This window comes from Streptomyces kanamyceticus (assembly GCF_008704495.1).
GTDB classification, from domain to species: Bacteria; Actinomycetota; Actinomycetes; order Streptomycetales; family Streptomycetaceae; genus Streptomyces; species Streptomyces kanamyceticus.
Window position 1 is genome coordinate 3,233,339 of record NZ_CP023699.1, and the last position, 18,687, is coordinate 3,252,025.

14 protein-coding genes are annotated in these 18,687 nt (G+C 71.7%); 6 read left to right on the plus strand and 8 right to left on the minus strand.

Annotated features, from left to right (window positions below; translation table 11 throughout):
• Nucleotides 1-407 precede the first annotated feature (407 nt).
• The 4 genes from CP970_RS12970 to CP970_RS12985 form a co-directional block, all read right to left on the minus strand.
• On the minus strand, nt 408-911 hold the full coding sequence (locus tag CP970_RS12970) for an ATP-binding protein (protein ID WP_098244897.1): 504 nt from the start codon (nt 909-911) through the stop codon (nt 408-410).
• Between the two features lie 287 nt (nt 912-1,198).
• Nucleotides 1,199-1,966, minus strand: coding sequence for an enoyl-CoA hydratase/isomerase family protein (locus CP970_RS12975; RefSeq protein ID WP_055556081.1), 768 nt, complete (start codon nt 1,964-1,966; stop codon nt 1,199-1,201).
• 89 nt (nt 1,967-2,055) lie between these two features.
• Entirely contained in the window at nt 2,056-3,297 is a 1,242-nt protein-coding gene (locus CP970_RS12980; RefSeq protein WP_079044028.1) for a L,D-transpeptidase, read from the minus strand.
• A gap of 220 nt (nt 3,298-3,517) precedes the next feature.
• Entirely contained in the window at nt 3,518-4,657 is a 1,140-nt protein-coding gene (locus tag CP970_RS12985; RefSeq protein WP_079044029.1) for a L,D-transpeptidase, read from the minus strand.
• Nucleotides 4,658-4,883: 226 nt separating this feature from the next.
• Here CP970_RS12985 and glgX point away from each other — a divergent pair, with 226 nt between their 5' ends.
• The 3 genes from glgX (at nt 4,884) to CP970_RS13000 (ending at nt 9,815) form a co-directional block, all read left to right on the plus strand.
• Nucleotides 4,884-7,181 carry a glycogen debranching protein GlgX gene (glgX, locus tag CP970_RS12990; protein ID WP_055556083.1) on the plus strand — a complete coding sequence of 766 codons (2,298 nt, stop codon included), beginning with the start codon at nt 4,884-4,886 and terminating at the stop codon, nt 7,179-7,181.
• 59 nt (nt 7,182-7,240) lie between these two features.
• Complete coding sequence (locus tag CP970_RS12995; protein WP_150493306.1) at nt 7,241-8,212, plus strand: LysR family transcriptional regulator; 972 nt, start codon at nt 7,241-7,243, stop codon at nt 8,210-8,212.
• A 226-nt stretch (nt 8,213-8,438) separates the two neighbouring features.
• Nucleotides 8,439-9,815, plus strand: a complete 1,377-nt coding sequence (locus CP970_RS13000; RefSeq protein ID WP_150493308.1) for a carbohydrate-binding protein — start codon at nt 8,439-8,441, stop codon at nt 9,813-9,815.
• Between the two features lie 80 nt (nt 9,816-9,895).
• Here CP970_RS13000 and CP970_RS13005 read toward each other — a convergent pair whose 3' ends face one another.
• Genes CP970_RS13005 through CP970_RS13020 form a run of 4 tightly spaced genes read right to left on the minus strand, consistent with a single transcriptional unit; the run spans nt 9,896 to nt 13,515 of the window.
• On the minus strand, nt 9,896-10,528 hold the full coding sequence (locus CP970_RS13005) for a response regulator (RefSeq protein ID WP_055551785.1): 633 nt from the start codon (nt 10,526-10,528) through the stop codon (nt 9,896-9,898).
• Nucleotides 10,518-11,786 (minus strand): sensor histidine kinase, encoded by a 1,269-nt coding sequence (locus CP970_RS13010; RefSeq protein WP_107099028.1) that lies wholly within the window; start codon nt 11,784-11,786, stop codon nt 10,518-10,520. Before CP970_RS13010 ends, CP970_RS13005 begins: the two co-directional genes overlap by 11 nt.
• Before the next feature lie 47 nt (nt 11,787-11,833).
• Entirely contained in the window at nt 11,834-12,616 is a 783-nt protein-coding gene (locus CP970_RS13015) for an ABC transporter permease (RefSeq protein WP_055551781.1), read from the minus strand.
• Nucleotides 12,613-13,515, minus strand: coding sequence for an ABC transporter ATP-binding protein (locus CP970_RS13020; RefSeq protein WP_055551779.1), 903 nt, complete (start codon nt 13,513-13,515; stop codon nt 12,613-12,615). Before CP970_RS13020 ends, CP970_RS13015 begins: the two co-directional genes overlap by 4 nt.
• Before the next feature lie 244 nt (nt 13,516-13,759).
• Between CP970_RS13020 and CP970_RS13025 the strand changes: the two genes are divergently transcribed.
• Genes CP970_RS13025 through CP970_RS13035 form a run of 3 tightly spaced genes read left to right on the plus strand, consistent with a single transcriptional unit; the run spans nt 13,760 to nt 18,262 of the window.
• Nucleotides 13,760-15,613 (plus strand): ABC transporter ATP-binding protein, encoded by a 1,854-nt coding sequence (locus tag CP970_RS13025; RefSeq protein ID WP_063806179.1) that lies wholly within the window; start codon nt 13,760-13,762, stop codon nt 15,611-15,613.
• Nucleotides 15,610-17,487 (plus strand): ABC transporter ATP-binding protein, encoded by a 1,878-nt coding sequence (locus CP970_RS13030; RefSeq protein ID WP_055551776.1) that lies wholly within the window; start codon nt 15,610-15,612, stop codon nt 17,485-17,487. The genes CP970_RS13025 and CP970_RS13030 overlap by 4 nt, the downstream gene beginning before the upstream one ends.
• 19 nt (nt 17,488-17,506) lie before the next feature.
• Entirely contained in the window at nt 17,507-18,262 is a 756-nt protein-coding gene (locus CP970_RS13035) for a hotdog fold domain-containing protein (RefSeq protein ID WP_055551774.1), read from the plus strand.
• Nucleotides 18,263-18,687 lie beyond the last annotated feature (425 nt).

Genomic DNA, 18,687 nt, shown 5'->3' on the forward strand with positions numbered 1-18,687 from the left:
AATGGGTAAAGAGGCAGAAAGGGGGTGATTGTCCGCTTCGAGGCCCTCGCGGGTCGGAGTGACCGGGCGTCGACCCCGACGGGCGAACCTTGCTTATCGGCCGTCACAGGCTCCACTTAGCCAGCGTTTACCAGGCAGGTGTCCCATCTCACCAAGGATTCACCCCTAAACTGTCACTCTTTGACCACCTATGCCCGGAATGAGACTTTTGGATCGCTGGCCCCCGTCTGCCATAGTCGGAGCCACGACCCCCATTGACCCGGGCTCAGGTCGTCATCAGCGGCTGTGGACCACACCCCAATCGGTCCCGGCGCTTCACGCAGGCCCCCGCAGCGCCGACATACCGGCGACCCGGGGGCTTTCGTGCACCCGCCCCACCACCCGCCCCACCCCGCCCCGGGTGACCCTCAGCGGTCCAGGACCCGCATCTCGAACCACGTCGTCTTGCCGCGCGGCAGCAGATCGACGCCCCAGCGGTCGGAGAGCTTGTCGACGAGGAAGAGGCCCCGACCGCTCAGGTCCGTCTCGCGGACGGGCATCAGACAGGGCAGTCCGCGCGAGGGGTCGCGCACCTCTACGCGTATCCAGCCGCGCCGCCGCTGCATGCGCAGGCCGAAGACGCGGGCGCCGGTGTGCCGCACGGCGTTCCCCACGAGTTCGGAGACGAGCAGGACGACGTCCTCGGTGAGCTTCGGGGAGAGTCCCCAGTGGCGGAGGACCACGACCTGGGCGAGGCGGCGCGCGATGGCGGCGGACTCCGGGCGCGAGGGCAGCGGAACTTCCGCGTCCGTCGGATTGCCGAACAACTCCAGCGCCTTGAGCGCGTGTTCGTCCTCTACCGCCGGCGACCAGCGTGCCGCGGTCGCACTACCGTGCCGCCGCGGCCGTTCATAACCCTCCAGCCCCGCCATGCCCCCCATCATGGCCGCCCGGAGCGCCCTCCGGGGCCGTTCCGGCGTAATAGGCCCCCCGGAACCAACCATTCCGGGGGGCTGGATAGGCATATGCCACTGGCAGAACGGACCGCCAGAAGCGGCCCTGACCTGCGATGACTTCTCGCTTACGAGTGATCACCGAGTGCCCCGAGCACGGTGGACTTAAGGCTCTGTTAAGTCGGCCATAAACCGCTCCTTCGGGGGACGCGCGGGCGCGCGCGGGTCAACTCAGCTGACCTCGGGGGCAGTTCGGCGGTCGCGGCTCAGAGGAACTTGGCCTTGCCAGGTCCCTCCTCGACGAAGCTCCGCATGCCCCGCTCGCGGTCCTCGGTCGCGAACAGACCGGCGAACCAGGTGCGCTCGATGGCCAGGCCCGTGTCGATGTCCGTCTGGAGGCCCGCGTCGATCGACTCCTTGGCGGCGCGCAGCGCGATGGCAGGGCCCTTGGCGAGGCGCGCGGCCCACGCGTACGCCTGTTCGTACACCTCGGCGGCGGGTACGACACGGTCCACCAGGCCGATGGCGAGCGCCTCTTCGGCCTTCACGTGGCGGCCCGTGAAGATCAGATCCTTCGCCTTGGAGGGGCCGACCAGGCGGGCCAGGCGCTGGGTGCCGCCCGCGCCGGGGATGACGCCGAGCAGGATCTCGGGCTGGCCGAGCTTGGCGTTGTCCGCGGCGATGCGGAAGTCCGCGCAGAGCGCGAGCTCGCAACCGCCGCCCAGGGCATAGCCGTTGACGGCGGCGACGACGGGCTTGGGGATGCGGGCGACGGCGGTGAAGGACTCCTGCAGGGCTCCGGAGCGCGCGATCATCGCCGCGTGGTCCATGTCCTGCATCTCCTTGATGTCCGCGCCCGCGGCGAACACCTTCTCGCCGCCGTGGATCACCACGGCGCGCACGTCGTCGCGGCGGGCGGCCTCCTCGGCCAGTTCCTTGATGCGGTCCTGGGTGGCGATGTCCAGGGCGTTCATGGGCGGGCGGTCGAGCCGAATGGTGCCGACGCCTTCGGTGACTTCGAGGGTTGCGGTCATGGCAGCAGGTTAACGGGGGCTAACGCGCCGGAACCCGGTGCACTTGGTCACAGTGCGCCGGGTCCCGTACGGGAATGGAGGTGGGGGGCCTACGCCTTCCACTTCTCCCACGACATGTTCCAGCCGTTGTAGCCGTTGTCCGGCTGGATCTTCTTGTCGGCGGAGTTCTTCACGACGACGAGGTCGCCGATCATCGAGTTGCTGAAGAACCAGCCGCCGGGCGTCTTCTTGCTGTAGCCGCCGCGCACGTCGCTCAGGCCTATGCAGCCGTGGCTGGCGTTGGTGTTGCCGAAGGCGCCGCCCGACCAGTAGTTGCCGTGGATGAACGTGCCGGAGGTGGACAGGCGCATGGCGTGCGGCACGTCCTTGATGTCGTACTCGCCGCCGAAGCCGACGGTGTCACCGTTCATCCGGGTCACCTGGAGCTTCTCGCTGATGACCATCTCGCCGTTGTACGTCGTCGTGCCCGGGGCGCCCGCGGTGATCGGGATCTTCTTGATCTGCTTGCCGTCGCGCACGACCGTCATCTGGTGCGTCTTGGCGTCGACGGTGGAGACCTGGCTGCGGCCGACGGTGAACTTCAGGGTCTTGGTCTGCTTGCCGTAGACGCCGGGGCGGCCCTCGACGCCGTCGAGGTTGAGCTTGACGGTGACCTTCGTACCGGCCGCCCAGTACTTCTCGGGGCGGAAGTCGAGGCGGTCGTTGCCGAACCAGTGGCCCTCGACGGGGACCGAGGGCTCGGTCTTGATGTCGATGGCCTTCTCGACGGCCTCCGGGTCGGTGATGCCGCGGGTGAAGCGGACCGAGAACGGCATGCCGACGCCGACCTCGGTGCCGTCCTCCGGATTGAACTGGCCGATGAAGGTGTTCTTCGGCGTCAGCGTCGTGAAGGCGGTGTCCTTGGCGGACGCGCGTCCTTCGGAGTCCTTCGCCACGGCGTGCACCTTGTACGTGGTGGCCGCCGCGAGATGGTGGGCGGGCGTCCAACTCGCGCCGCCCGAGGTGATCTTGCCGGGGACCGGGTTGCCCTTGCCGTCCTCGACCTTGACCTCGGAGAGCTTGCCCTTCGCCGCGTCTATCTTGAGGGCGCCGCTGGTGGCGACCGACTTCGCGCCGTCCTTCGGCGCTATCGTCACGACGGCCGCCGACGCGGCGTTCTTGTCCGAACCGCCCTTGCCCTCGCCGCCCTTGTCCGAGCCGCCTCCCCCGCCGCAGGCCGCGACGAGGAGCAGTGCCGCCCCCGAAACCGCGGCCGTAAGGCCTCTGGCGCCCCTCCGTCGTACGCGCTCACGCGTATCCGACGAATCCCCCGATATCGGTCGCCCGTTCACGATCTTGTCTCCCCTCGCACGGCCTGGTCACAGGCCCGCACCCCAGTGCACCCCGCGCGTTTCAGACACGCGCAAGCGTTAGATAACCACACGCCCCGCAGCGATGACTCCCCGCCAATGTCACCGTTCCGTTCCAACTGGGCGCGAGGTGCGGGCAGACCAAGATCACCTGCTGGACGACCGCCGGTCACCCCGCGATCACCTGGTGGTGGGCCGTCGGTCAGCTCTCGCGCCGCCACTCCTTCCAGTCCATGTTCCAGCCGCCGAGGCCGTTGTCAGGAGCGACTTTCTTGTCATTGCTGTTCACGACTTCGACGACGTCCCCGATGAGGCTCCGGTCGAAGAACCAGCCCGCGGGCGTCCGTGAGCTGCCGCCCTTCACATCGCGCAGGCCCACGCAGCCGTGGCTGACATTCGTGTTGCCAGGGGCGTCCGGGGACCAGTAGTTGCCGTGCAGGAAGGTGCCGGAGGTCGTCAGGCGCATCGCGTGCGGCACGTCGGGGATGTCGTACTCCCCGCCGAAGCCGACCGTGCGGCTGTTCATCCGGGTCACCTCCAGCATCTCGGTGACCACCATCTTCCCGTTGTACGTGGTGGTCTTGGGGGCGCCCGCGGTGATCGGCACGGTGGAGATCACCTCGCCGTCCCTGCGCACCTCCATGGTGTGCTCGGCCGCGTCGACCAGGGACTCCTGGCTGCGGCCCACGGTGAAGGAGAAGCTCTTGTCCTGGAGGCCGTAGACCCCGCGTGCCGCCTGGACGTCCCGCAGGCGCAGGCCGACGGTGACCTTCGTGCCCGGCTTCCAGTACTCCTCCGGGCGGAAGTCCACGCGCGTCTTGCCGAACCAGTGCGGCTCGATGTCGACGGCGGGGTGCGCGGTGACGTGGATGGCGCGCTGGACGGCCGCGCGGTTCTCGATCTCCCGGTTGAACTCCAGGGAGACGATCATGCCGGTGCCGACGGTGGCGCGGTTCTCCGGTGTCACGTAACCGATGAAGCGCTCGTCGGGGACGTACGTCGTGAACGTGGTGTGCCGGGCCGAGCGCCGGCCGTGGCCGTCCATGGCGACCGCGTCGACCTTGTACCTCGCGGCGAGCGCGAGGGGGCCTTCGTCCAGCGGCCGCCAGGCCATGCCGTCCTCGTCGATGCGGCCCGGTACGTCGAACTCCTGCGCGTCCTGCGTCCGGACGACCTTCACCGACTCCAGGCGGCCGTCGGGGACCTTCACCTCGATCCGTTCGTCGGCCCTGACTCCCTTCATGTCGTCGTCGGGCGACACCCGGATCGCGTCGGCCGGCGAGCGCGACTTCCCGAGCACTCCGTCGAGCCCACCGGCGGAGCAGCCCGCCGCCCCGGCCATCAGGCCTGCCCATGTCAATACGGCGGCCAGTGCGGCCCCTGCGCGCCGTGCGCGCCTCGCAACCTGTCTCACGTGGGTCCCAACGACCGTCCCCCTGCTGGGGAAACGTGAGTGCGACGCACGCGGTGGGCAGAACAGTGAGGAGGACGACGTATGGGGAGCCGCGGCCGGGACGCCGCTCGCCCTTCTTCGCGCGTCGACCCACCGAGCCGCGGGAGGCGAGTAGGTGTCGAGCGCACCCGAGCAAGGGGCAGTGCAGGAGGCGCGGGCGAGGGGGCGGGTCACGCCCGAGCGGCCCGCCGCCGCCCTGAACGGAAGTACGCGCGCCACGGCGCGTCCGGTGCTCGCGCGGCCCGTGTGGCCGGGGACGCCGACCCCGTTGGGCGCCCGCTTCAGGATCGGGCCCGAGGGGGTCGCGGGCACCAACTTCGCGCTGTGGGCGGGCGGTGCGGAGGCGGTCGAGCTGTGCCTGTTCGACGAGGAGGGGGTCGAGGCGCGGCACGCCCTGACCGAGCTGACGCACGAGATCTGGCACGGCTTCGTGCCGGACGTGCGTCCGGGCCAGCGGTACGGGTACCGGGTGCACGGCCGCTGGGACCCGTGGACGGGCGCCCGCTGGAACCCGGCGAAGCTGCTCCTCGATCCGTACGCACGGGCGGTCGACGCCGGTGCGGGCAACGACTACGGCGTGCTGCCGCCCGAGGTGTACGGGCACGTGCGCGACTGGCCCGAGCAGCACGTGGCGGACACCGTGCGCGACGACAGGGACTCCGCGCCGTACGTGCCCAAGGGCGTGGTCGTGCACGACGACGCGCCGGACGACGAGTGGTCGGACGACCGGCGCCCCAAGACGCCGTGGGCGGACTCGGTCATCTACGAACTGCACGTACGCGGCTTCACCGAGCGGCATCCGGGGATTCCGGCCGAACTGCGGGGCACGTACGCCGGGTTGGCGCATCCCGCGGCCCTGGAGCACCTCAAGGTGCTGGGGGTGACGGCGGTCGAGCTGCTGCCCGTGCACCAGTTCGCGCACGAGGACCATCTGCTGCGCAGGGGGCTTCGCAACTACTGGGGCTACAACTCCATCGGCTACTTCGCCCCGCACGCGGCGTACGCGGCGTCGGGGACGCGGGGGCAGCAGGTCGGCGAGTTCCGGCGGATGGTGCGGGCGCTGCACGAGGCGGGCATCGAGGTCATCCTCGACGTGGTCTACAACCACACGGCGGAGGCCGGGGAGCTCGGCCCGATGCTCTCCCTGAAGGGCATCGACAACCGCGGCTACTACCGGCTGCAGTCGGGCGACGCGCGCCGGTACGCCGATTACACGGGCTGCGGCAACACCCTCCAGGTCGTCCAGCCGCACGTCCTGCGGCTGATCACGGACTCGCTGCGGTACTGGGTGAGCGAGATGGGAGTGGACGGCTTCCGCTTCGACCTGGCCGCCGCGCTCGCGCGCTCCTTCCACGACGTGGACATGCTGTCGCCGTTCCTCGCGGTGATCGCGCAGGATCCGGTCCTGCGGCGCGTGAAGCTGATCGCCGAGCCGTGGGACGTGGGTTCGGGGGGCTACCAGGTGGGGTCGTTCCCGCCGCTGTGGACGGAGTGGAACGACCGGTACCGCAACGCGGTGCGGGACTTCTGGCGGGGCGCGCTCCCTGACGTACGCGATCTCGGCTACCGGCTCTCCGGATCGAGCGACCTGTACGCGTGGGGCGGGCGCAGGCCGTACGCGTCGGTCAACTTCGTGACCGCGCACGACGGATTCACGCTGCGGGACCTGGTGTCGTACGAGCGCAAGCACAACGAGGCCAACGGGGAGGGCAACCAGGACGGGTCCGACGACAACCGCTCCTGGAACTGCGGCACGGAGGGCGAGACCGACGACGAGCGCGTACTGGAGCTGCGCCGCCGCCAGCTGCGCAACCTGGTGACGACGCTGCTCCTGTCCACCGGCGTGCCGATGCTGGTCGCGGGCGACGAGATGGGCCGCACGCAGGGCGGCTCCAACAACGCGTACTGCCAGGACAACGAGATCAGCTGGGTCGACTGGACGCTGCGCGACGAGCCCGGCTGGCGTGACCTCTTCGCGCTGACGTCCCGGCTCATCGGCCTGCGGCACCGGCATCCGGTGCTGCGCCGCCGCGCGTTCTTCTCCGGCCGTGCCCACTCGGCCGACGGGCTGCGGGACCTGGCGTGGTTCACGACGCGCGGCACGGAGATGACGGAGAGCGACTGGTACGCGCCCGCGGCGACGCTCGGCATGTACCTCTCCGGGCGCGACATCCCGAGCCGTGACGCGCGCGGCGCGCCGATCGTCGACGACAGCTTCCTGGCGATCCTGCACGCGGCGGACCGGCCCACGAGCTTCGTGCTGCCGGGGCCGCCGTGGGCCGATGCGTACGAGGTGGTCGTGGACACCTCGTACGAGGACCAGGGCGCGGCGCCGGGCACGGTGCACCGGGCGGGCGACGCGGTGACGGTGCCGGGGCGTGCGGTGCTGCTGCTGCGGGTCCGGAGCGGCTGATCGGCCTTGGTCCGTACCTGAGTCTTGCCCCGGTACCCGTGGCACCCCAAGCTCACGGTATGGACCTGGAGTTGCGGCACCTGAAGACGATCCGGGCGATCGCCGACGCGGGCAGCCTGACCAAGGCCGCCACCGCGCTCGGGCTCGCCCAGCCCGCGCTGAGCGCGCAGTTGAAGCGGATCGAGCGGGCCCTTGGCGGGGAGCTGTTCGAACGGGGGCGGCACGGGGTGCGGGCCACCGCGCTCGGTGAGTTCGTGCTGGCCAGGGCACGGGTCGTGCTGCCCGCCGTCAGCGGCCTTCGGGAGGAGGCGCAGCGGTTCGCGCAGACCTGGCAGGGCGGGGCGGGGTTCCGGCTCGGCGGTACGCACGGGCCGCTCTTCGGGGGCCTGGTGGACCGGCTCGCCACCGCGCACCCCGGGGTGCCGGTGACGACCCACACCACCTGGTCCGAGCGGGAGATCGCGGCGCGCACGGCCGACGGGCGCCTGGACTTCGCCCTGGTCGGCACGTGCGGGGCGAGCGCGCCGCCGGAGAGCGAGCTCCTGGTCTGGCGCGAGGTGGCCCGCGACCCCGTCTTCGTCATGCTGCCGACCGGGCATCCGCTGGCGGGCGGGCAGGAGATCGACCTGGCGCTGCTCGCGGACGAGTCGTGGACGGACGTGCCGGGGGACGGGTGCTTCGCGGACTGCTTCAGCGCGGCGTGCGCGCGCGCCGGTTTCACCCCGTCGCGGGTGTACGAGACGGACGTCGCGTCCTGCGTCCACCTGGTCCAGGTGGGCAGGGCGGTGGGTCTGTGCAGGGCGACGTTCCCGCCGACGCCCGGCATGGTGACCCGCCCCCTCGCGGGGGCTCCGCTCTACTGGCGCCACCTGCTCGGCTGGCATCCGGCGGCGCCCGCGCACGACACGGCGGCGGCGGTGTTCGCGCAGGCGCGGGGGGCGCATGCGGATGCGGTGGCGCGCAGCGAAAGCTATACGGCTTGGCTGGCGGCTCCTTCTCCGCCGCTTCCTCGGCGTCGGCCCTCCCTGTAGGAGCACCGGGCCCGCCGGTTCGATACGGATTCCTTCCCGCCCGCCCACCCGTATCTCCGCACCGGGCGTGGCCAGTTGGGCCTTCGGTGGGGCCCACGCGCATCCATAACGTCACCCACGGGGGGCAACTGACAGCTCCCCCACGGCAGTTGAGAGTTCTACGGTGTGGGCCATCCCCTCCCCTCCCCACCCCTCCCCGTCCGCCCCCATCGAGGAGACCTCCCGTATGCGCCCCACCCCACACAGACGCCTCGCCGCCACCTGTGCCGCCGTCGCCGCGGCCGGTGCGCTGGCCCTTGCCGGGCTGCCCGGCAGCGCGGCCGCCCAGGCCGATCCGTCCGCCACGTCCCCGACGACCCTTTCCCCTGCCGAGACAGCATCCGTCGCCAGGACATCGCCCGGCGTCCTGACGGCGATGCAACGCGATCTCGGACTCACGTCGGCGCAGGCCAAGGCCCGTTTGGTCAACGAGGCCGAGGCCGGCGCCGACGCGGGCGTGCTGCGCGGCGCACTCGGCCGTAACTTCGCGGGCGCCTGGGTGGGCGGCGCCACTTCGGCGACGCTCACCGTCGCCACCACCGACGCCTCCGACGTCCCCGCGATCGAGGCACGGGGCGCGAAGGCCCAGGTCGTGGACCACTCGGTGGCCCAACTCGACGCCGCCAAGGGTCAGTTGGACCGCGCCGCGAAGAGGACGGCCACGCGCGACGCACCCGTCTGGTACGTCGACGTGCGCTCCAACGCGGTGGTCGTACGCGCCGTGCACACCGCGGCGGCGAAGCACCTGGTCACCGCGGCCGGCGTCGGATCCTCGCTCGTACGCGTGGAGCGGACCACGGAGCGGCCGCGCCCGCTGTACGACCTGGTGGGCGGCGAGGCGTACTACATGGGTGGCGGCCGGTGCTCCATCGGCTTCCCCGTCACCAAGGGCACCCAGCAGGGCTTCGCCACGGCGGGCCACTGCGGGCGCGCTGGCACCGCGACCAGCGGCTACAACCAGGTGGCCCAGGGCACGTTCCAAGCCTCCATCTTCCCCGGCAAGGACATGGCCTGGGTCGCCGTCAACTCCCAGTGGACCGCCACCCCGTACGTGAAGGGCCAGGGCGGGCAACGGGTCGGCGTCGGGGGCTCCACGCAGTCCCCGGTGGGTGCGTCGATCTGCCGTTCCGGCTCCACTACGGGGTGGCACTGCGGCACCATCTCGCAGCACAACACCAGCGTCACCTACCCCGAGGGCACGATCAGCGGTGTGACCAGGACGACGGTCTGCGCCGAGCCCGGCGACTCGGGCGGCTCCTTCATCTCCGGGAGCCAGGCGCAGGGCGTCACGTCGGGCGGCTCGGGCAACTGCTCCAGCGGCGGGACGACGTTCCACCAGCCGATCAATCCGCTGCTGCAGCAGTATGGGTTGACCCTGAAGACCACGGGGGGTGGGGGCGACCCCGATCCCGGTGAGCCCGGGGGGACGTGGGCCGCGGGTAAGGTGTACGCGGCGGGTGACTCCGTGACGTACGGCGGGTCGACGTACCGGTGCCTGCAGCCGCATCAAGCGCAGCCGGGCTGGGAGCCGCCGAATACGCCCGCGCTATGGGAAGCCGTCTGAACGCGCGGGCGCGTCGTGGCTTGTCGCGCAGTTCCCCGCGCCCCTAACGGGCCCCTGCGGGGCCCTGACGAAGCCCCGCCTCAGCCCAGAATTCCCCTGCTATAAGCCGTAGCCACCGCCGCCGCCCGGTCCTTGACGCCCAACTTGCCGTAGATGTGGGTGAGGTGCGTCTTGACCGTGGCCTCGCTGATGAAGAGTTCGACGGCGATCGCACGGTTCGACGTGCCCTTGGCGACGAGCGCGAGCACTTCCCTCTCCCGGGAGCTCAGCGGCTCGTTGCCGGGGGCACGTACGCGTGAGACGAGCCGGGACGCGACGGCGGGCGACAGGACGGTGCGGCCCTCGGCGGCGGCGCGGACCGCGGTGAACAGCTCCTCGCGGGGGGCGTCCTTGAGGAGGTAGCCGGTGGCGCCCGCCTCGATCGCGGGGAGCGTGTCGGAGTCCGTGTCGTACGTGGTGAGGACGAGGACCCGGGCGCGGGCGCCGCGCCGGGTGAGTTCGGTGATCGCGTCGACGCCGCTGCCGCCGGGCATGCGCAGGTCCATCAGGACGACGTCCGGGTCGAGTTCGGCGGTCAGGGCCACGGCCTCGACGCCGTCGGACGCCTCGCCGAGCACCTCGAAGCCGGGGGCCGACCGGAACATGCCGCGCAGGCCGTCGCGGACGACGGGGTGGTCGTCGACGATGAGGAGAGTGATCACTTCAGTGCTCATGGCGGACCAACGGTACGCGAGCGGACACCGCGGTGCCCCCGCCGGGTTCGGACTCCACGGTGAGGGCTCCGGCGATGCGTTCGGCGCGGGCCCGCATGCCGTCGAGGCCGAAGCCGCCGCTGCCGGTGCGCGCCACGGTGGCGAGCGGGTCGAAGCCGCGCCCGTCGTCGCGGACGTCCAGGGTGACCTCGTCGCCCATGAAGGAGAGGGTGACGCCGACGCGGGTGGCGTCGGCGTGCCTCGCGGTGTTGGACAGGGCCTCCTGGACGATGCGCAGCAAGGTCGCCTCGATCTCGTCGTGGAGGTCTTCGGCGGTGCCGGTGACCGTGAAGTCGGCGCGCGTCCCGGTGCGTTCGGCCCATTCGGCGACCGTCTTCTTCAGCGCTTCGGGGAGCCTGTCGTACTCCAGGGGCGCGGGCGAGAGGTTGTGGACGGAGCGGCGGGCCTCGCCCAGGCTGTGCCGGGCGAGATCGGCGGCGCGGCCCAGATGTTCGCGGGCCAGCTCCTGGTCGGTGGCGCCCGCGACGACCTGGAGCTGGGCGATGATGCCGGTCAGGCCCTGCGCGATGGTGTCGTGGATCTCGGCGGCGAGCCTGCGCCGTTCGTCGGCGACGCCCGCCTCGCGTGCTTGCAGGAGGAGTTGGGCGTGCAGGGCGACGTTCTCGTCCATGGACTCCTGGAGCGCGGTGTTGGTGCGCTCCAGTTCCTTGATGGTGGCGGCCTGCACGCGGGCCCGCTCGTCCTCCTGCTCGGCGAGGTGGGCGAAGATGCTGAGCAGGACGATGTTGACCGCGAAGAGCGCGCCGAAGACGCCCCAGCCCGCGCTGTTGTCCGGCGGCAGACCGCCGGACTGGGAGCCCGCCATGATGATCGCGGTGGCGAAGAGGCCGGGTTTGACCAGGCGGGGCGAGAGCAGCCGCTCGGCGCCGAAGTAGCCGACGACGGCGTAGAACGCGAAGAACGGGTTGAGCCAGGTCAGGACGAAGGCGAAGGTCCAGCGCACGGCGTAGTAGAAGCTGCCCGCGGCGCTGGGGTCCGGGCGGGTGCGAGCCGCCCGGCCCCACCACAGCTGGAGCACGAGCGCCGCGGCGACCACGCCCCCGGCCACGTACCAGTCGACGGCGGTCATGCCGACCACCCGGCTGGTGCCGAGCGACATCAGGGTGCCGAAGCAGAGCAGGCCGTAGGGGCCCCAGCGGTTGAACAGTCCCCAGCGCTGTTCGACCGTCGTCGCGGCGTCCGCCGTGGTCGGGTTCATGTGCCAAGTGTCGGCCATCGGCCAGGCCACGGCGGGGTCCCTCCCGCTCACTCCCACCGGAACCAGCGCGCGGCCCCCGCCGACAGGAGCACCGTCCACGCGAGCAGGACGCCGAGGTGGCCGAGGCTCGGCCAGTCGCCGTCCGCCGCGTCGCCCAGGGCCTGCGCGGCGGCGCCGAGCGGGGCGAGCTCCACGATGCGGGCGAGCATGTCGGGCATCGCCTGGACCGGCAGCCAGACGCCCGCGCTGAACATCATCGGGAAGAAGACGGCGGAGCCGATGGCGGTGGCGGCCTTCGTGGTGGGGGCGAGCGCGGAGACCACGGCGCCCAGGGAGAGTCCGCACAGGATGGCGAGGAGCAGCGCCAGGCCGTACCCGAAGGCCTGGCGCGGCAGCGTCACGTCGAAGACGAGGCGCCCCACGGTCAGCGAGAGCAGGGCGGAGACGAGGGTCGCGGTGCCGAAGATGCCCATCTGCGCGCCGAGCACGGCGGAGGGGCGCACCGGGGTCGCGGACATCCGGCGCAGGATGCCGCGCTCGCGGTAGCCGGTGACGAGCGGCGGCATGGCCTGGAGCCCCGCCATGATCAGCGAGAGCAGCACGGTGACGGGGACGTACGCGTCGACGAGGCGATTCCCGCCGAGCGAGGCGTTGGTCTCGCGGAAGGAGGGGATGGAGCCGAGGATCACCAGGAGCAGGGTGGGGAACGCCATGATCCAGAAGACGGCGCCCGGTTCGCGGCGGAAGAGCCGCAGCTCGGCCCTGAGGACGGCCGACGAGGCCTTGGGCCTGGTGGCGGCGTGCGGTGCGGCGACGGCGGTGCTCGTCATGCCGATGCTCCCGTCAGGTCGAGGAACGCGTCGTCCAACGTGGCGTCGGAGACCCGGAGTTGGTGGGCGGTGATGCGGTGCCTGGCGAGCAGCGTGATGGCCGCGTCGACGGTCTCGTCGGTGCCGTTCAGGGTGTAGCGGCCGTCGCGGTGCTCGACGGAGGTGACCGCGGGCAGCGCCGCGAGCACGCGCTCGTCGAGCGGCGCGGACGGCGTGAACGACATGACCGTGGAGTTCGCGGCCCTGCTGATCAGGCCCGCCGGGGAGTCGAGGGCGGCGACCCGGCCCTTGTCGATGACCGCGATGCGGTCGCAGAGGCGCTGGGCCTCCTCCATGAAGTGGGTGACGAGCAGGACGGTGACGCCGCTGTCGCGTACGTCCTCGATGAGTTCCCAGGTGTCGCGGCGGGCGCGCGGGTCGAGCCCGGTGGTCAGTTCGTCCAGGACGACGACCTTGGGGTTGCCGATGAGGGCGAGCGCGATGAACAGGCGCTGCTTCTGGCCCCCGGAGAGCTTGCCGAAGCGGCTGTCGAGCTTGTCGGTCAGGCGCAGGCGCTCGGCGAGCGGCCGCCAGTCGGCGGGGTTCGGGTAGAACGCGGCGTACAGCTCCAGTGCCTCGCGCACGGTCAGCTTCGGCTGGAGCTCGCTCTCCTGGAGCTGCGCGCCGAGGATGCGGGTGAGGCGTTCGTGGTCGGCGACCGGGTCGAGCCCCGCGACGCGGACCAGGCCCGAGTCGGGGGTGCGCAGGCCCTCCACGCACTCGACGGTGGTGGTCTTGCCCGCGCCGTTCGGTCCGAGGATGCCGAAGATCTCGCCCTCCTCCACGGCGAAGGAGACGCCGTCGACGACGGTGCGGCCGCCGTAGGCCTTCTGCAGGTCGTGCACTTCGATGAGGGGCATGTGTCGAGAATCGCGGGTGGGCGGGGGTGCGGGCATCGCCCATCGCGCTCGAAGGGCCATCAGCCGATCGGTTGATGGGGGCGTACGACTCGGCGGCTGATGGGGGCGTACGCCCGGCGGCCGACGGCCTACGGCACCGGGTTCGGCGGCCCGGTCCCGACTCCGGACCCAGGTCCAGCGGAGGAAGCGGGTCGGACCGAAACTCGGTGGGCTCTGTCAGTGGCGATCCGTAGGCTCGCTCCTGATGCCGAAATCAGATGCCCCCCACAAGGATCCGTCGACCAAGGACCGGTCGACCGTACGGACGTTGCTGCGCCTGTGGCCCTATGTCCGGCCGGTCCGAACCCGCCTGATCACCGCGGCATTCGTCGCGATCGTCGCCTCGTGCACGGGACTCGTCTTCCCGCTCGTACTGAAGTGGATGGTGGACGGCCCGGTGGCCGACGGGGACCCGGCGGGGGTGTGGCTCGGGGCGCTCGTCCTGCTCCTGCTCGGTGTCGCCGAGGCGCTCCTCTTCGGCCTGCGGCGGTGGCTCGTCGCGCGCCCCCTGGCCAGCGTGGAGGCGGCGATGCGGGCCGACCTCTTCCGCCATCTGCAGCGGCTCCCGGTCTCCTTCCACGACCGCTGGGCGTCGGGGCAGCTGCTCTCGCGCGGTACGACGGATCTGATGCTGCTGCGGATGTTCCTCGCCTTCCCGCTGACGTTCCTCCTGGTCAACGGCGCGACGATCGTGGTCGGCGTGATCATTTTGCTGGGCCAGGACTTCACGCTCGGCCTGGTGCTGCTCGCGCCCGTGGCGCCGATGGTGATCGCGTGCGCGTACTACGAGGGTCGGTACACCGCCGTGGCGCGGCAGGCGCAGGACCAGGTCGGCGATCTGACGACCGTCGTCGAGGAGAGCGTGCTCGGCGTCCGCATCATCAAGGGGTTCGGGCGCCACCGCAGCCAGGCGCGGGCCTTTCGCGAACTGTCGCGGACGCTGCGCGGCACCGAGCTGGCCAAGGCCCGCATCCTCGCCTCGATCTACGCGGTGATCATGGCGCTGCCCGAGGCCGCGATCGGCGCCGCGCTGGTGCTCGGCACGGTGCGGGTCTCGGACGGCGACCTGTCCACGGGCACGCTGGTCGCCTTCCTCTCGACGGCGCTCGCGCTGCGCTGGCCCGTGGAGTCGATCGGCTTCCTGCTCGCGATGTCCCAGGAGTCCGCGACGGCCACGGAGCGGTACTTCGAGGTGATGGACGCGGAGCCGGAGGCGGCGGGACCTCGTACGGCAGACGCGGAGGCACCCGCTCCGGACGGCGGCGGCGGACTCCAGTTCCACGGCGTGGAGTTCCGCTACCCCGACGCGGGCCCCGAGACGCCCGCGGTCCTCGCGCACATAGACCTGCACGTACGCCCGGGCGAGACGATGGCCCTCGTCGGCGCGACCGGCAGCGGCAAGACGACCCTCACCGCGCTCGTCCCCCGGCTCCACGAGGTCACCGGCGGCCGCATCACCCTGGACGGCGAGGACATCACCGCGATGGACCGCGAGCACCTGCGCACCCTGGTCGCCGTGGCCTTCGAGGAACCGACCCTCTTCTCCGCGACGGTCGGTGAGAACGTCCTGATGGGCGCCGAGAAGACCGCGGGAGAAGCCGAGTTGACGCGCGCCCTTGAGGTGGCGCAGGCGGACTTCACCCGCGCTCTGCCGCAGGGCACCGGCACCCAGGTCGGCGAGCAGGGCCTGAGCCTGTCCGGCGGCCAGCGCCAGCGGCTCGCCCTGGCCCGCGCCGTGGTCGGCTCCCCGCGCTTCCTGGTCCTCGACGACCCGCTGTCCGCCCTCGACGTGCACACCGAGGCCCTGGTCGAGGCCGCGCTGCGGCGCGTCCTCGCCGACACCACCGCCCTCGTCGTGGCGCACCGCCCCTCCACCGTGCAGCTCGCGGACCGCGTCGCGCTGCTCTCCGGCGGCCGGGTCGCCGCCGTCGGCACCCACCAGGAACTCCTGCGGGACAACGCGGAGTACGCCTGGCTGATGTCGGGAGCCGACACCACAGCCGAACCCACAGCCGAACCCAGCGCCGAACCCACCGCCGCCGAGGAGGCTGCCCGATGACCTCGTCGACCTCCGTACGGGAGAAGCCCGCACACCCCGGGGAACCCGACCTGCCCGAGGCCCCCGCGCCCGCCGGCGACCCCTTCGACAAGGACGATCTGCCCGCGCCCCCGGGGGCCACCCGCACCCTGCTGCTCTCGCTGCTCGCACCGCTGCGCGGCCGGGTCGTGCTCGCCACCGTGCTGCTCCTGGTGCAGCAGGCCGTCGTGCAGGCGGGCCCGCTGCTCGTCGCGTACGCCATCGACCGCGGCGTGCCCGCGGTGCGCGCGGGCGACCACGGCCCGCTGATCGCGGTGGGCATCGGCTATCTGCTCTGCGCCGCGCTCTCCGGCGGGCTCCAGTACGCCTTCATCGTGGCCTCCGCGCGCGTCAACCAGGACGTCCTGCTCGACCTGCGCGGACGGATCTTCCGGCACGCGCAGGCGCTGAGCGTCGACTTCCACGAGCGGTACACGTCCGGGCGGCTGATCTCCCGGTCCACCACCGACGTCGAGTCGCTGCGCGAACTGCTCAGCGAGGGCCTCCAGGAGCTCATCACCGTCCTGCTCTCGTTCCTCTACATCTCGGTGATGCTGCTCTGGCTCGACCTGGGTCTTGGCGCGGTGGCCGTGGCGTCCTTCGTGCCGCTCTACCTCCTCGTACGCCTCTACCAGCGGCGCGCGGGCGCGCTGTTCCGCGACCGCTCCACGGCGATCGCCGCCGTCATCGTGAAGTTCGCCGAGACCATGAACGGCATCCGTCCCGTGCGGGCGTTCCGCCGCGAGCGGGCCAACGACGCGGAGTTCGCGGTGCTCAACTCGCGGCACGAGCGGACCAACGGCAGCGCGATGCTGGAGATGGCCAGGTACGTGATCGGCTCCCGGCTCGTCGCCAACATCGCGGTCGCGGGCATCGTCCTGTGGGGCGCCTACCGGGTCGCGGACGGCGGGCTCGCGCTCGGCGTCCTCGCCGCCGCCGTGCTGTACCTGCGGCGGCTCTACGACCCGATCGACCGGCTCGGGATGTTCCTGAACTCCTACCAGTCGGCGGCCGCGTCCCTGGAGAAGATCGCCGGGCTGCTCGCCCAGACCCCGACCGTGCCCGAGCCCCCGGCCGCCGTCACGCGCCCGCTGCCCGCCCTGGAATCCGCGCACCCGGGGCGCGAAGTGCGCTTCGACGGCGTGCGGTTCGCCTACCGCACCGGCGGCGAGGTGCTGCCCCGCTTCGACCTGACGCTGCCCGCGGGACAGACCGTGGCCGTCGTCGGCTCGACCGGCGCGGGCAAGTCCACGCTGGCCAAGCTGCTCGCCCGGTTCTACGACCCGACGGAGGGCAGCGTCCTGCTCGACGGCGTCGACCTGCGCGAACTCTCCGGCGCCGAGCTGCGGCGCGGGGTCGTCATGGTCACCCAGGAGGCGTTCCTGTTCTCCGGGACCGTCGCCGAGAACATCGCGATCGGGCGGCCCGACGCCACCCGCGAGGACATCGAGCACGCCGCGAAGGCCATCGGCGCCCACGACTTCATCATGTCGCTGCCCGACGGGTACGACACCGACGTGCGCAAGCGCGGCGGCCGGATCTCCGCGGGCCAGCGGCAGCTGGTGGCCTTCGCGCGGGCGCTGCTCGCCGACCCCGCCGTGCTGATCCTCGACGAGGCGACCAGCTCCCTGGACATTCCCGGCGAGCGGGCCGTGCAGCGGGCCATGCACACGGTGCTGCGCGGCCGCACCGCGGTGGTGATCGCCCACCGGCTCTCCACGGTGGAGATCGCCGACCGGGTCCTGGTGATGGAGCACGGCAGGGTCGTGGAGGACGGCGCTCCCGCCGAGCTCGTCGCGGGCTCGGGATCCTTCGCCGATCTCCACCGCGCCTGGCGGGACAGTGTGGTGAGCTGAGCGCATGTCTACTGATCGCATGGCTACTGATCGCACGGCTACTGATCACGTGACCGAAGAGCTGGTCGTCCCCGCGCTGTACGAGGGCTATCCCGGACTCGCCTTCGGCGGCTATGTCGCGGGTGTGCTCGCGGGCCGCACCCCGCCGGGGACGGTGCGGGTGGACTTCCGCGCCGCCATCCGCGTGGGCGTTCCCGTACGGTTCGGTGAACTGCCCGACGGGGGCGCCGCGTTGACCGACGACGCGGGAAACGTCCTGGCGGGCGCGCGCCCCGCGGCGGCTCTTGACCTCGACGTGCCGTCCGCGCCCACCTGGGACGAGGCCGTGGCGGCCACGGCGGCCTACCGTGCCGCGCCGCCCAGCGGTGTCGCCGACGGCTCGGTCGACTGCTTCGGCTGCGGTGACCGTGCGCCGGACCGCGGCCTGCGCCAGCACTGCGCGCCCGTGCCAGGGCGCGATGTGGTCGCCGCGGCGTGGGCTCCGCATCCCGCCTTCGACGACGGCTCGGGCGCGCTCAGGCCCGACCTGGCCTGGGCCGCGCTGGACTGCCCGAGCGCGGCTCCCGGAATCCACTTCGGGGGCCTGCGCAAGGGCGCGGTGACGGCGTCCCTGACCGGGACGATGCTGCGTCCCATGGCGGTCGGCGAGGACCACATCACGTATGCGTGGCTGATCGCGGAGTCGGGCCGCAAGCACGAGATGGGGGTGGCGGCGGTGACGGCTTCCGGGGAACTCTGCGCGGTGGGGTCGGCGTTGTGGGTGGACCCCCGCTGAAGGCTCCGCCGGACGTGCCGACTCACCACTGCGGGTTCGTTGTGGCTGAGCGCGCCGTTCCCCACGCCCCTTACGGGCCCACCGGCGAACTCTGCACCATCGGCGCGGCGTTGACTTAGTGCGCCACCGGATTAGCCGCTTTCGGCCCGCTGGCGGCTGCGGGGTCGTTGTGGCTGAGCGCGCCGTTCCCCACGCCCCTTACGGGCCCACCGGCGAAAAGCAGCCAGCGGTGACCGCCTGTTTCGGTCGAGGTACCCCCTGCCACGGGGGCTCATCAGGCTCTGCTATTAGGGGCCCTGCCAGACACCGGATAGCGAACGTCCCCTACCGGCCAACGGACTGATTCCGGCCAACTCTTGATGCGCTCCTGACAGCAACGTGCCTCTGGTGTCACTCTTCCCCTCGACCACCGCGCAGCTTTCAAC

Excerpts from the sequence above, each read along its gene's own strand:
- CP970_RS13005 (WP_055551785.1), bottom strand. The coding sequence starts at position 10,528 with ATGAGCACTGAAGTGATCACTCTCCTCATCGTCGACGACCACCCCGTC.
- CP970_RS12975 (WP_055556081.1), bottom strand. The coding sequence starts at position 1,966 with ATGACCGCAACCCTCGAAGTCACCGAAGGCGTCGGCACCATTCGGCTC.
- CP970_RS13015 (WP_055551781.1), bottom strand. The coding sequence starts at position 12,616 with ATGACGAGCACCGCCGTCGCCGCACCGCACGCCGCCACCAGGCCCAAG.
- CP970_RS13025 (WP_063806179.1), top strand. The coding sequence starts at position 13,760 with ATGCCGAAATCAGATGCCCCCCACAAGGATCCGTCGACCAAGGACCGG.
- CP970_RS13020 (WP_055551779.1), bottom strand. The coding sequence starts at position 13,515 with ATGCCCCTCATCGAAGTGCACGACCTGCAGAAGGCCTACGGCGGCCGC.
- CP970_RS13000 (WP_150493308.1), top strand. The coding sequence starts at position 8,439 with ATGCGCCCCACCCCACACAGACGCCTCGCCGCCACCTGTGCCGCCGTC.
- CP970_RS13010 (WP_107099028.1), bottom strand. The coding sequence starts at position 11,786 with ATGAACCCGACCACGGCGGACGCCGCGACGACGGTCGAACAGCGCTGG.
- CP970_RS13030 (WP_055551776.1), top strand. The coding sequence starts at position 15,610 with ATGACCTCGTCGACCTCCGTACGGGAGAAGCCCGCACACCCCGGGGAA.
- CP970_RS12985 (WP_079044029.1), bottom strand. The coding sequence starts at position 4,657 with ATGGCCGGGGCGGCGGGCTGCTCCGCCGGTGGGCTCGACGGAGTGCTC.
- CP970_RS12970 (WP_098244897.1), bottom strand. The coding sequence starts at position 911 with ATGGCGGGGCTGGAGGGTTATGAACGGCCGCGGCGGCACGGTAGTGCG.
- CP970_RS12995 (WP_150493306.1), top strand. The coding sequence starts at position 7,241 with ATGGACCTGGAGTTGCGGCACCTGAAGACGATCCGGGCGATCGCCGAC.
- CP970_RS13035 (WP_055551774.1), top strand. The coding sequence starts at position 17,507 with ATGGCTACTGATCGCACGGCTACTGATCACGTGACCGAAGAGCTGGTC.